Raw genomic sequence first — 13,632 nt, 5'->3', positions numbered from 1 at the left:
TTCGCATTTTTATGACTATCCATCACCTCGTCGTCCAATCCCCCGGCCTGACCGTCGAACACGCCGAACAGCTCGCCGCCCTGGCGCAGGCGCAAGGCGTGGCCCGCATCAGCGCCACGGCCGCGCGCCTGCTCGACGTGCAGCACGACGACGCCACCCGCGCCGACGTGGTGGCGTGGGCCGATCGCCATGGCATCGACACCGCCTTCGTGCCGGCCGGCCTGAAGCTGTCGCACTGCAAGGTGCTGGCGATGGACATGGACTCGACGCTCATCAACATCGAGTGCATCGACGAGATCGCCGGCGTGGCCGGCGTCAAGGACAAGGTCTCGGAAATCACCGAAGCCGCGATGCGCGGCGAGATCAAGGACTTCGCCGAAAGCCTGCGGCGCCGCGTGGCGCTGCTCAAGGACGTGCCGGCCGAAGCGCTGGAACAGGTCTACACCGAAAAGCTGCGCCTGAACCCGGGCGCAGAACGCCTGATCACCACCGCCCAGGCCGCCGGCATCAAGGTGCTGCTGGTGTCCGGCGGCTTCACCTTCTTCACCGACCGCCTGCGCGAACGCCTGAAGCTGGACAGCGCGCACGCCAACACGCTGGAAATCGACAACGGCGTGCTGACCGGCCGCGTGCTGGGCGATATCCTGGACGCCGACGCCAAGGCCGTCTACCTGCGCGAGTTCGCCCGCACCCACGGCGCCACCAAGGAGCAGGTCATCGCCATGGGCGACGGCGCCAACGACCTGAAGATGCTGGGCGCCGCCGGCTTCCCGGTGGCCTACCACGCCAAGCCGCTGGTGCGGCAGCAGACCCGCTACGCGCTGAACGTCTCGGGCCTGGACGGCGTGCTGAACTGGTTCGAAAGCTGATCTTGGCGGATCCGCAGAGAAGGGCGGCCACCGCAAGGTGGCCGCCCGGTCTGCATACCGCTCAATAGCGCAGTCTCACGGACAGCAGCGCCGCCCTGCCCGTGCCGAGCGCGGCGTGGTTCTTCGGCCTGGCCCGGGTGTAGAAAGTCTGGTCGAACACGTTCAGGACATTGAGCTGCAACGCCAGGTGGGAGCTGAACTTGTACTTGGCCATCGCATCGAAGCGCCAGTACGACGGCACCCAGCGCGCCTTGGGAGCGCCGCTGGCATCGACGCCCGCGTCGGCGTTGCCGTAGACCTTGTCGACATAGTAGGCGCCGCCGCCCAACGTCAGTTCAGGCAGCACCTTGTAGGTGGACCACAGGCTGAACGCATTGCGCGGCGTGTTCGGCAGATCCTGGCCCTCGGCGCCGATGTCCTTGCGTCCGCCCCGGATCAGCTTGCTGTCCAGGAAGGTATAGCCGCCATAGATGTTCCATGCCGGCGTGATGGCGCCGGAGAAGCCCAGTTCGATGCCGCGCACGCGGGTCTGGCCGGCCTGCTCGTATTCGTTCGGCAACACCTCGATGTTGGTGTTCCTGCGCGTATCCTGGAACACCGCGCCCGTGAGCGTCAGGCGTTCATCCAGGACCAGCCACTTGACGCCCGCCTCGACCGAACGGCTCTTTTCCGGCGCCGCCGCCTCGTCCGAGCTTTTCCTGAGGATGTCGGAAGCCGTGGCACCCGCCACCGCGGACGGCGTGGACGACGTGCCATAGGACGCATAGATCGTGCCTTGGGGCACGGGCTTGTAGGCCAGGCCCAACTGGTAGTTGAACAGATTGTCGGTGCGGCTATAGCCCTGCTTTTTCTTGTCGTGGCCGCTGGTGCGGTAATTGTCCCAGCGCAAGCCGACGCTGGCCTGCCATTGTTCGTCGAACTTGAGGGTGTCGAAGCCGTATAGCGCCAGGGTGTCGGTGGCGTAGGGAGCCGGCCAGCTGCGGGCGGTGCGGCAAGGGTAGGCCACGTTCGGATCGGGATTGCGCAGCGAGGTCTGCGTCAGATCGGCCGGGCATTTGGTGACACCATCCGAAGACAGGACCTGGTCGTTGGTATAGGCCATGGTCTGCTTCACGCTGGTGTACTCGAAGCCCAGGTCGAACCCGTGCTTGACGGCGCCGGTCAGGAACTCGCCGCTCAGGTCGGTCTGGTTGGCGAATGCCTTGGTGGTGTAGTACCTGCCGTAGGCCGGCCTGTCCACGATCCCCGCGGGCAGGTTTGCGCGCGTGAGGTCGGGCTGGGTGGCGAGGTAATCGGCGGTTTCGCGGCCATACCGCACCACGTTGCGCAACGTGAGCTTGTCGGAGAAATCGTGCTGGAAATCGACGGTGGCCATGCCATCGCGGGTCTTCATGAAATCGCGTTCGGCCAGGCCGTAGAAGTTCTTGCGGCTGATTCCCAGGGTCTCCGTGACCGGCAGACCCACTCGCGGGTCGTAGGGGATGGAGTAGTCCGGCATGCTGTCGTTCTGGTAGTGGTAGTAGCTCAGCGTGATGCGGGTCGGCGTGCCCATGCCCAGCATCAGCGACGGCGCCACGCCCCAACGCTCGAAATTCACCGCCCTGTCGCGGCCCGGCACGTCACCCTTGGTGCCCATGACATTCAGGCGGAAGGCCGATTTTTCGCCCAGCCGCCAGTTGCTGTCGACGCTTCCCCGGTAGTTGCGATCGGTGCCGATCTGGCCCGTGACCTCGATGGCATCCTTGGCCTTGGGCGCCTTGCTGACCAGGTTGATGCTGCCGCCCGCACCGCCGCGGCCCGAATAGACCGAATCGGGCCCCTTGATGATCTCGACCTGTTCCAGGTTGAAGGTGTCGCGCGCCTGCATGCTGGCATCGCGCATTCCGTCCAGGAACAGGCTGCTGGCGGCATTCTGGCCGCGGATGACGGGCAGGTCGCCGCCGGCGCGCCCGCCTTCGCCAGCAGCGAAGGTGATACCCGGCGAGTTCTGCAGCACGTCCTGCAAGGAGCTGGCAGACTGGTCGGACATGACCTGCTTGGGCACCACCTGCACCGAACGCGGCGTGTCCAGCAGCGGCGCGGTCATCTTGGGCGATTGCGCGGCATCGGGCTGGTAGGGCGAATCCTCGCCCTCCACTTCCACCGGCGCCAGCTGGGTGACGCCATGGGCGCCAGACTGCGCCAGCGCATAGGGACTGATGAACAGTGCGGGAACCGCCACCGCGGCAGCCAGCGAACTGGCCAGGGTATTCAATGCATACGAGTCTTCGTGCTTCACCATCAACCTCCAGAACATGAATGACAAGCATTCCTGTTTATGACAGGTTGCGATTCTGTATTGGAAAGCTGATCGAGTTCAGGCCATGCCCGGAAATCGGACGCGGTAACGCGAGAGTGGCGCGGTGTGATGCCATTTCGCCACGAAAACGGCAATCGACGGCAACGCTGGCACGCATAAGCAAAACGCCCCTTGCGGGGCGTTTGGCAGGTACTGCGAAGGCGTGGCGAGCCGTTCAGGTCCGCAGGCGGGGATGGCGCTTGAAGAGATAGCGATACACGAATCCCGGATAAGCCAGCACCAGGTACAGGCTCAACGTGATGGCGTAGAACTCCCAGGTCTGCGCGAAGCGATTGCCCAGCACGGACTCGAACGTGAAGCCCAGGGCGCCCACGATCAGGTAGAACACCAGTACTTCGACCAGGCGCATCCAGAACGGCTTGACGGCCTCGGCTCCGCCCTGCTTCCACGGCAGCACGGCGAACACGCGCTCCGTCAGGAAAGGCAGGTTCGCGCTGACCAGGGCCAGCGCAATCAGGAGCCATACCGCCAGGGTCTGGTTCATGGCCCGTTCCGCTTACAGGCTGAGCGAGCTGCGGATGGCCTGCACGCACAGGGCCATCAGGCCGCCGGGCAACAGGCCCAGCACCAGGATCAGCAGGCCGTTGACCGACAGCACGCCGCGTTGGCCGCAGGTGGCCGACATCGGGGCGGCATCGGCCGCCGGCTCGTCGAAGTACACGACCTTGACCACGCGCAGGTAGTAGAACGCGCCGATCAGCGAGAACAGCACCGCGATCACGGCCAGCGTGACGTGGCCGGCGCTGACCAGCGCCTGCAGCACCGCCAGCTTGGCGTAGAAGCCCACCAGCGGCGGGATGCCGGCCAGGGAGAACATCAGCAGCAGCACGATGGCGGCATGCCACGGGCTGCGGCGGTTCAGGCCCTTCAGGTCGTCGATGTGCTCGCACTCGAAACCCTGGCGCGACAGCAGCAGCACGATGCCGAAGCTGGCCAGCGTGGTCAGCACGTAGGTCAGCATGTAGAACAGCGACGCGCCGTAGGCGGCGGACGCCAGTTCCGGCTTGCCGGCCACCGAGCCCGACATCAGGCCCAGCAGCACGAAGCCCATGTGCGAGATGGTCGAGTAGGCCAGCATGCGCTTGAAGTTGGTCTGCGCGATGGCGGTCAGGTTGCCGATGGCCAGCGACAGCACCGCCAGGATCATCAGCATCGGCTGCCAGTCGGCCGCCAGGCCGTGCAGGCCGTCGACCAGCAGGCGCAGCGTGATGGCGAAGGCCGCCAGCTTGGGCGCGCCGCCCAGGATCAGCGTGACCGCGGTCGGCGAACCCTGGTAGACGTCCGGCACCCACATGTGGAACGGCACGGCGCCGAGCTTGAACGCCAGGCCCGAAACCAGGAAGACGATGCCGAACACCAGGGCCAGCTTCTCGGCCTTGCCGGCGGCGATGACCTTGGAGACTTCGGCCAAGTCCAGGTGACCGGTGGCACCGTAGACCATCGACATGCCGTACAGCAGGAAGCCCGAGGCCAGCGCGCCCAGCACGAAGTACTTCATGGCGGCTTCGGTGGCGACGACGTTGTCGCGACGCAGCGCGATCAGCGCGTACAGCGCCAGCGACATCAGCTCCAGGCCCAGGTAGATCGAGATCAGGTTGCCCGACGAGATCATCACCATTTGGCCCAGCAGGGCGAACAGCGTCAGCACGTACAGTTCGCCGCCGCGCATCATGTCGCGCAGCTGGGCGTAGACGCGGCCGTAGACCAGCGTGACCGCCACCGCGATGTACGAGGCGATCTTGAGCAGGTGCGACAGCTCGTCGGTGACGTACAGGCCGTTGAAGGTCGAACCCGTGACGCCGTTCTTCCACTGCAGCGCCGACACCACGGTCAGCACGCCCAGCGCCAGCATGGTCAGCAGGAACGTCGGCTTGCGCTCGGGGTGATTGCTGACCGCGTCGACGAGCAGGATAGCCAGGCCGAAAACCAGCAGGAGGATTTCCGGTGTCGCCAGGGCGAAATCGATTTGGGATTGCATCATTGTCTTGTCTTACAGTTTCGAGACGGCAACGTGTTGCAGCAGGGCCTCGACCGACACGTGCATCACGTCGGTGAAGGGCTTGGGATAGATCCCCATGTACAGCACGGCGATCGCCATCACGCCAAGAATCACGAATTCGCGGCGGTTGATATCGGTCAGCTCGCGCACGTGGTCGTTGGCGACGTCGCCCAGGACCACGCGCTTGACCATCCACAGCGAATACGAAGCGCCCAGGATCAGCGCGGTGGCCGCCAGCAGGCCGATCCAGAAGTTGTGCTCGACCGCGCCCATGATCACCATGAACTCGCCGACGAAACCGCTGGTGGCCGGCAGGCCGCTGTTGGCCATCGAGAACAGGATGAAGAACGTGGCGAAGCGCGGCATCACGTTGACCACGCCGCCGTAGTCGGCGATGCGGCGCGAGTGCATGCGGTCATAGAGCACGCCGATACACATGAACATGGCGCCCGAAACGAAGCCGTGGGAGATCATCTGCACGATGGCGCCTTCGACGCCGGCCGTGTTGAAGATGAAGAAACCCAGGGTGACGAAGCCCATGTGGGCGACCGACGAATAGGCCACCAGCTTCTTCATGTCGTCCTGCACGATCGCCACCAGGCCGATGTAGATCACGGCGATCAGCGACAGCGTGATCATCAGGCCGGCCAAGCTGTGCGAGGCGTCGGGCGCGATCGGCAGCGAGAAGCGCAGGAAACCGTAGGCGCCCAGCTTCAGCATGATCGCGGCCAGCACGATGGAGCCGCCCGTGGGCGCCTCGACGTGGGCGTCCGGCAGCCAGGTGTGCACCGGCCACATCGGCACCTTGACGGCGAAGGCCGCCAGCAGCGCCACGAAGATCAGGATCTGCGGGGTGTAGCCCAGCTTGGTCTGCTGCCAGGTTAGGATGTCGAACGAACCGCCCGAGGCATTCCACAGGTAGATGAACGCCACCAGCGTCAGCAGCGAGCCCATCAGCGTGTAGAGGAAGAACTTGAAGGCCGCGTACACCCGGTTCGGTCCGCCCCAGACGCCGATGATGATATACATCGGGATCAGCGTGGCTTCGAAGAACACGTAGAACAGCATGCCGTCCAGCGCGCAGAACACGCCCACCATCAGACCCGACAGGATCAGGAAGGCGGCCATGTACTGCGACACGCGGCTGGTGATGACTTCCCAGCCGGCCAGCACCACGATGATGGTGATGAACGCGGTCAGGAGCACGAACCACAGCGAAATGCCGTCCACGCCCAGGTGGTAGTTGACGTTGAAGGCTTCGATCCAGGAGGTCTTCTCGACGAACTGCATGGCAGCCGTCTTGGAGTCGAACCCGGCGTACAGCGGGATCGTGACGAGGAAGCCGGCGATCGAGCCGATCAGCGACAGGCCGCGCGTCAGGCCGGGACGGTCGTCACGGCCCACCGCCAGCACCAGCAGGCCGAATACGATCGGGACAAAGATCGCAAGCGTGAGCCAGGGGAAAGTGTTGGATGCCATCTCGCTTGCCATCATTGGGGAATCAGCACAAAGAAAGTCACCAGCGCCATGATGCCGATGATCATCGCGAACGCGTAGTGATAGATGAAGCCGGACTGCAGGTGGCGGCTGATCGCCGACACCCAGCCCACCACGCGGGCGCTGCCGTTGATCAGCAGGCCGTCGATGATGCCGCGGTCGCCGGTCTGCCACAGGCCACGACCCAGGCAGCGCAGGCCGCGGGCGATGATCTGCTCGTTGATCCAGTCGACGTAGTACTTGTTCTCAAGCACCTTGTTGACGCCCGACAGGCTCGACTTGATCGCGGCCGGGACCTTCGGGTTGATCAGGTAGCAGTACCAGGCGATGACCGCGCCGGCCACGACCAGCCAGAACGGCAGGGTCTGGAAGGCGTGCAGGCCGAAGGCGACCCAGCCGTGCCATTCTTCATGCAGTTCATGCATGGCGGGATGCTGCGGCAGCACCGTGATCACGCCGTTGAAGAACTTGCCGAACAGCATCGGATCCACCGCCCAGGCGCCGATCAGCACCGACGGGATCGCCAGCAGGATCAGCGGCAGGGTCACGACCCAGGGCGACTCGTGCGGCTTGCCGCCGTGGTGGCCATGGTCGTCGTGGCCGTGCGCGTCGTGGCCGTGGCCATGACCGTGGTCGCTGGTGTCGAAGCGTTCCTTGCCGTGGAAGACGAGGAAGTACACGCGGAACGAGTACAGCGAGGTCACGAACACGCCGATCAGCGTGGCGTAGTAGGCGAAGCTGGCGCCCCAGACGTGGGCGGCGCCGGCCGCTTCGATGATGTGTTCCTTCGAGTAGAAACCCGAGAAGAACGGCGTGCCGACCAGGGCCAGCGTGCCCAAGAGGAAGGTGATCCAGGTGATGGGCATGTACTTGCGCAGGCCGCCCATGTTGCGGATGTCCTGGTCGTGGTGCATGCCGATGATGACCGAGCCCGCGCCCAGGAACAGCAGCGCCTTGAAGAACGCGTGCGTCATCAGGTGGAAGATCGCCACCGAGTAGGCCGAGGCGCCCAGCGCGACGGTCATGTAGCCCAGCTGCGACAGCGTCGAATACGCCACCACGCGCTTGATGTCGTTCTGGATGATGCCCAGGATGCCCAGGAACAGCGCGCCGATGGCGCCGATCACGATGATGAACGACAGCGCGGTGTCCGACAGCTCGAACAACGGCGAGAAGCGCGCGACCATGAAGATGCCGGCCGTCACCATGGTGGCGGCGTGGATCAGCGCGGAGATCGGGGTCGGGCCTTCCATCGAGTCAGGCAGCCAGGCGTGCAGGGGCACCTGCGCCGACTTGCCCATGGCGCCGATGAACAGGCAGATGCAGGCCACGGTCAGCAGCATCCAGTCCGAACCGGGCAGCGTCAGCTTGGACAGCTTGTCGGCCTGGGCGAACACTTCACCGTAGTGCATGGTGCCGGCGTAGGCGAACAGCAGGCCGATGCCCAGCACGAAACCGAAGTCGCCGACGCGGTTGATCAGGAACGCCTTCATGTTGGCGAAGATCGCGGTCGGGCGGGTGTACCAGAAACCGATCAGCAGGTACGACACCAGGCCCACCGCTTCCCAGCCGAAGAACAGCTGCACCATGTTGTTCGACATCACCAGCATCAGCATGGAGAACGTGAACAGCGAGATGTACGAGAAGAAGCGCTGGTAACCGGGATCGTCGGCCATGTAGCCGATGGTGTAGATGTGCACCATCAGCGACACCGAGGTCACCACGACCATCATCATGGCCGACAGCGGATCGATCAGGAAGCCGATTTCCAGCTTGGTCTGGCCGATCAGGCTCCAGGTGTAGACCGCGCCGTCAAAGCGCAGGCCGTTGAGCACGTCGCCCAGCACCACCACCGAACCGATGGCGGAGATGAGCACGCCCAGGATGGTGATGACGTGCGAGGCGCGGCGGCCGATCGGACGGCCCAGGAACCCGGTGCCGAAAAGGCCCGCGAGGATTGCTCCGGCCAGCGGCGCCAGCGCGATGAGCAGGTAGAGATTGGGTGAGCTAGACATTTTCTTCCAATACCCCGTCAGCCCTTCAGGCGATCGAGTTCGTCAACGTTGATCGTGTTCAGGTTGCGGAACAGCAGCACCAAAATGGCCAGGCCGATCGCCGCTTCGGCGGCGGCCACGGTCAGGATGAAGAACACGAACACCTGGCCGGCGGTGTCGCCGAACCAGCTGGAGAACGCCACGAAGTTCATGTTGACGGCCAGGAGCACCAGCTCGATGGACATCAGCAGGATGATCAGGTTGCGGCGGTTCAGGAAGATGCCGAAGATCCCGATGGCGAACAGGATCGCCCCCAGGATCAGGTAATGGGCCAGCGTCAGCGTCATTGTTTTTCTCCTTGGGGCGCGGCGGTGCCGTTCTGGGCCTGGGCGCGCTCGCTCTGGGCGGGCATGCTCACCATGCGGAAGCGGTCCTTCGAGCGCACGCGGACGGCGGCGACCGGGTCGTTGTACTTGACGTCGCGGCGGCGGCGCAGGGTCAGCGCGATGGCGGCAACCATGCCGACCAGCAGCAGCGCGGCGCCGACTTCGATGGCGTAGATGTACTGCGTGTACATCGCTTCACCGAGGGCGCGGGCGTTGTTGTAGTCGCCGGCGACCGGGGCCTGCGGGCCCGCGCCGTACCAGGTCGAACCCAGCACGAAGGCCATTTCCAGCACCATCACCAGGCCGATCACCAGGCCCAGCGGCAGGTAGGTCTTCATGCCCTGGCGCAGCGCATCCATGCGGATGTCGAGCATCATGACGACGAACAGGAACAGCACCATCACGGCGCCCACGTACACCAGCACCAGCAGCAGCGCGAGGAACTCGGCGCCCAGCAGCATCCACAGCATGGCCGCGTTGGCGAACGCCAGGATCAGGTGCAGGACGGCGGTGACCGGGCTGCGCGCGGTGATCACGCGGAACGCCGCGATCACCAGCACGGCGGCCAGTATGTAAAACAGGACAGTGGTAAAAGTCATGGATCAGGACCCTGGGCTCAACGGTAGGGAGCGTCTTCGGCCCGGCGGCGGGCGATTTCGGCTTCGTAGCGGTCGCCCACGGCGAGCAGCATGTCTTTGGTGAAATACAGGTCGCCGCGCTTTTCGCCGTGGTATTCGTGGATGTGCGTTTCCACGATCGAGTCCACGGGGCAGCTTTCCTCACAGAAGCCGCAGAAAATGCACTTGGTCAGGTCGATGTCGTAGCGCGTGGTGCGGCGGGTGCCGTCGTCACGCTGGTCCGACTCGATGGTGATGGCCAGCGCGGGGCACACGGCTTCACACAGTTTGCACGCGATGCAGCGCTCTTCCCCATTGGGGTAGCGGCGCAGCGCGTGCAGGCCGCGGAAACGCGCCGAGGTCGGCGTCTTTTCCTGCGGGTAGCGCAAGGTCACCTTGCGCTTGAAGAAATACTTGCCCGTCAGGCGCATGCCCTTGAGCAGTTCGGCCAGCATCAAGCTGCCGAAGAAATCTTTGATCGCTTCCATATCCTGCCTCTGCCTGGCGGCTTAGCGCCAAATGTTCCAGGGCGTCTGCATCCAGATCGCCACAATGACCAGCCAAACACCGGTCAGCGGGATGAAGATCTTCCAACCCAAACGCATGATCTGGTCGTAGCGGTAACGCGGGAACGACGCGCGGAACCACACGAACAACGAAACCACGACGAACGTCTTGAGACCGAGCCAGATCCAACCCGGGATCCAGGTCAGCGGCGCGATGTCGATCGGCGAAGCCCAGCCCCCCAGGAACATGATCGAGGCCATGCACGACAGCAGGATCATGTTGGCGTATTCGCCCAGGAAGAACAGCGCGAAGGCCATGCCCGAGTATTCGACCATGTGGCCGGCCACGATTTCCGATTCGCCTTCCACCACGTCGAACGGGTGGCGGTTGGTTTCGGCCACGGCCGAGATCACGTAGATCACGAACAGCGGCAGCAGCGGCAGCCAGTTCCAGGACAGGAACGTCAGGCCCTTGTCGGCGAACCAGCCGCGGTTCTGCACATGCACGATCTCGGACATGTTCAGGCTGCCGGACACCAGCAGCACCGTCACCAGCACGAAGCCGATGGCCAGTTCGTACGAGAGCATCTGGGCCGAGGCGCGCAGCGCGCCCAGGAACGCGTACTTGGAGTTCGAGGCCCAGCCGGCGACGATCACACCGTACACGCCGATCGAGGTGATGGCCATGATGTACAGCAGGCCGGCGTTGACGTTGGCCAGGACCACGTCGGGGCCGAACGGCACCACCGCCCAGGCGGCCAGGGCCGGCATCAGCGTGACCACGGGGGCCACGACGAACAGCACCTTGTTGGCCTGGCTGGGGACCACGACTTCCTTGGTCAGCAGCTTGAACACGTCGGCGAACGGCTGCAGCAGCCCCTTGAAACCGACGCGGTTCGGGCCCATGCGCACGTGCATGGCGCCGATCATCTTGCGCTCCCAGTACGTCAGGTAGGCGACGCACAGGATGATGGGCACGGCGATGACCACGATCTTGATGATCGTCCAGAGAACCATCCAGACCGTCGGACCGAGCAATGCCGTTCCGTGGCTTTCAAGAACATTGAGCCATTCCATCAGGCACGCTCCACGCTGAGTTGACCAAATGCGCCACCCAGGGCTGCGGTATTTTCAAAGGCTGCGGCGATGCGCACGGCGCGATCCGCCACGGCGTCGTCCTGCACGGTTTCGAGCTCGACAGCGCCCTGCCCGCCCGTCACGCGCACCTTGACGCCGGCGGTCAGGCCGAGGCTGGTGAGCGTGTTGCCGTTCATGCGCGCGGCGGGCCTCTTCGAAGCCGGCGCGGCCTGCAGCGGTTCCGAGCGGCGCACCATGGCGTCGCTGCGGTAGATCGGCACGTCGGCGACGCGTTCCAGCCCGGTCAAGGGCTGGCCCAGGCCCAGCGGCGCCTTGATGTCGTTGGACAGGCGGCCTTCGACGCCACCGGCCAGCGCGGCATCGCGCACGGACTCGGAGGTTTCGTCATCGAAGCCGGCCAGGTGCAGGACGTTGCCCAGCACGCGCAGGACCTTCCAGGCCGGACGGGTCTGGCCGAACGGCGCGACCGTGCCCTTGAAGCTCTGGGCCAGGCCCTGGGCGTTGACGAACGTGCCCGAGGTCTCGGTGAACGGCGCCACCGGCAGCATGACGTCGGCCCATTCGGCGGCGGCCGAACGGTAAGGCGTCAGGGCCACGGCGAACTGCGCGCCGCGCAGCGCGGCGATGGCCTGCTGGCCGTTGTCGGCATCCAGCAGCGGCTCGGCGTGCAGCACCACGTAGGCCTTGAGCGGCTCGGCCAGCATGGCGGCGGCGTTCTTGCCGCCCTTGCCCGGGATGGCGCCGGCCAGGTAACCGCCGACGGTGTTGCCGCCGGAGGTCAGGAAGCCGAACTTGCCGCCGGCCAGGTCGGCCACGGCGCGGCCGTTGGCGGCCAGGGTCGAGGCCTGGGCGCTGGCCACGACCAGGTTGCCCATCAGCACGGCGGTGTTGGCGCCCGACGCCAGGCTGGCGGCGATGATCTTGGCGTTCTCGCCCGGGGTGACCGAGGCGAACTCGGCCGGCACCGCGGCTTGCTTGGCTTGCGCCAGGGCCACGGCCACTTCGGCCAGGGCGCGCGGCAGCTCGGACGGGGCCACGGTGAGGCGGCCGGCGACCGGCATCAGGGGATCGTCGGCGGCGCTGTCGACCATCAGGATCTGCGTGCCGCGCTTGGCGGCCTGGCGCAGGCGCTGGGCCATCAGCGGGTGGTCCTTGCGCAGGAACGAGCCAACCACCAGGACGCGGTCCAGGTTGTCGAGTTCGGCGATGGGCATGCCCAGCCACGGCGCGCCGGTCAGCGCGGCGTCGAACGCCGGGTCGGTCTGGCGCAGGCGGAAGTCGATGTTCTCGGAACCCAGCGCGCGGACCAGGCGGCCCAGCAACGCGTATTCCTCGGTGGTGGCGTATTCCGACGCCAGGGCGCCGATCTGGCCGGCGCCGAAGCTGTCACGCACGCGCGACAGGCCCTGGGCCACGGCAGCCAGGGCGTCAGCCCAGGAGGCTTCCTGCCACTTGCCGTCGGCGCCCTTGATCATCGGCGCGGCCAGGCGGTCTTCGCTGTTCAGGCCTTCATACGAGAAGCGGTCGCGGTCGCTGATCCAGCATTCGTTGATGGCTTCGTCTTCGAACGGCACCACGCGCATCACGCGGTCGCCCTTGACCTGGACCACCAGGTTGGCGCCCAGGCTGTCGTGCGGGCTGACCGAACGGCGACGGGCCAGTTCCCAGGTTCGGGCGCTGTAGCGGAAGGGCTTGGAGGTCAGCGCGCCCACCGGACAGATGTCGATCATGTTGCCCGAGAGCTCGGACTCGATCGAGCGGCCCACGAACGAGGTGATCTCTGAGTGCTCGCCACGGCCCAGCATGCCCAGTTCCATGACGCCGGCGATTTCCTGGCCGAAGCGCACGCAGCGGGTGCAGTGGATGCAGCGGCTCATTTCCTCGGCGGAAACCAGCGGGCCCAGGTCCTTGTGGAACACCACGCGCTTTTCTTCCTGGTAACGCGAGGAAGAGCCGCCGTAGCCCACGGCCAGGTCCTGCAGCTGGCATTCGCCGCCCTGATCGCAGATCGGGCAGTCGAGCGGGTGATTGATGAGCAAGAATTCCATCACCGACTTCTGAGCGGCACGAGCCTTCTCGGAGCAGGTGTGCACGACCATGCCGTTCGTCACGGGGGTGGCGCAGGCGGGCAGCGCCTTGGGCGCCTTTTCCACTTCGACCAGGCACATGCGGCAGTTGGCCGCGATGGACAGTTTTTTGTGGTAGCAGAAATGCGGCACGTAAAGCCCGACTTTCTGGGCCGCATGCATCACCATGCTGCCCTCGGGCACTTCTACCGTATTGCCGTCGACGGTTAGTTCAACCATT

General features: G+C 65.2%; 11 protein-coding genes. 1 reads left to right on the top strand and 10 read right to left on the bottom strand.

Annotated features, from left to right (window positions below):
* Window positions 1-11: 11 nt before the first annotated feature.
* On the top strand, window positions 12-869 hold the full coding sequence (gene serB / locus AC6CR5_RS26815; protein WP_006389225.1) for a phosphoserine phosphatase SerB: 858 nt from the start codon (window positions 12-14) through the stop codon (window positions 867-869).
* Window positions 870-930: 61 nt separating this feature from the next.
* On the opposite strand, the gene AC6CR5_RS26810 is transcribed toward serB, so the two are convergent.
* The 10 genes from AC6CR5_RS26810 to nuoG all read right to left on the bottom strand — a co-directional run bounded on the left by AC6CR5_RS26810 (window position 931) and on the right by nuoG (window position 13,631).
* Window positions 931-3,165, bottom strand: coding sequence for a TonB-dependent receptor (locus AC6CR5_RS26810; RefSeq protein ID WP_437257660.1), 2,235 nt, complete (start codon window positions 3,163-3,165; stop codon window positions 931-933).
* A 217-nt stretch (window positions 3,166-3,382) separates the two neighbouring features.
* On the bottom strand, window positions 3,383-3,712 hold the full coding sequence (locus AC6CR5_RS26805; RefSeq protein ID WP_024068076.1) for a DUF2818 family protein: 330 nt from the start codon (window positions 3,710-3,712) through the stop codon (window positions 3,383-3,385).
* Between the two features lie 12 nt (window positions 3,713-3,724).
* A complete protein-coding gene (gene nuoN / locus AC6CR5_RS26800) occupies window positions 3,725-5,209 on the bottom strand; it encodes an NADH-quinone oxidoreductase subunit NuoN (RefSeq protein WP_006389222.1) in 1,485 nt (494 codons plus the stop codon).
* Window positions 5,210-5,218: 9 nt separating this feature from the next.
* Window positions 5,219-6,721: an NADH-quinone oxidoreductase subunit M gene (locus AC6CR5_RS26795; RefSeq protein WP_026382603.1), complete on the bottom strand. Its 1,503-nt coding sequence runs from the start codon at window positions 6,719-6,721 to the stop codon at window positions 5,219-5,221.
* Entirely contained in the window at window positions 6,718-8,739 is a 2,022-nt protein-coding gene (gene nuoL / locus AC6CR5_RS26790) for an NADH-quinone oxidoreductase subunit L (protein WP_054445382.1), read from the bottom strand. The genes AC6CR5_RS26795 and nuoL overlap by 4 nt, the downstream gene beginning before the upstream one ends.
* A gap of 17 nt (window positions 8,740-8,756) precedes the next feature.
* Window positions 8,757-9,065, bottom strand: coding sequence for an NADH-quinone oxidoreductase subunit NuoK (nuoK, locus tag AC6CR5_RS26785; protein ID WP_006217969.1), 309 nt, complete (start codon window positions 9,063-9,065; stop codon window positions 8,757-8,759).
* Complete coding sequence (locus AC6CR5_RS26780; RefSeq protein ID WP_054445381.1) at window positions 9,062-9,703, bottom strand: NADH-quinone oxidoreductase subunit J; 642 nt, start codon at window positions 9,701-9,703, stop codon at window positions 9,062-9,064. Before AC6CR5_RS26780 ends, nuoK begins: the two co-directional genes overlap by 4 nt.
* Window positions 9,704-9,720: 17 nt before the next feature.
* Window positions 9,721-10,209, bottom strand: coding sequence for an NADH-quinone oxidoreductase subunit NuoI (gene nuoI / locus AC6CR5_RS26775; protein ID WP_006389216.1), 489 nt, complete (start codon window positions 10,207-10,209; stop codon window positions 9,721-9,723).
* Window positions 10,210-10,230: 21 nt separating this feature from the next.
* Complete coding sequence (gene nuoH, locus AC6CR5_RS26770; RefSeq protein ID WP_006389215.1) at window positions 10,231-11,304, bottom strand: NADH-quinone oxidoreductase subunit NuoH; 1,074 nt, start codon at window positions 11,302-11,304, stop codon at window positions 10,231-10,233.
* Window positions 11,304-13,631 (bottom strand): NADH-quinone oxidoreductase subunit NuoG, encoded by a 2,328-nt coding sequence (gene nuoG / locus AC6CR5_RS26765; protein ID WP_437263039.1) that lies wholly within the window; start codon window positions 13,629-13,631, stop codon window positions 11,304-11,306. The genes nuoH and nuoG overlap by 1 nt, the downstream gene beginning before the upstream one ends.
* Window position 13,632: the final 1 nt, after the last annotated feature.

This window comes from Achromobacter sp. EG18, from assembly GCF_059759395.1.
This window is presented reverse-complemented; position numbering and strand designations above follow the sequence as displayed.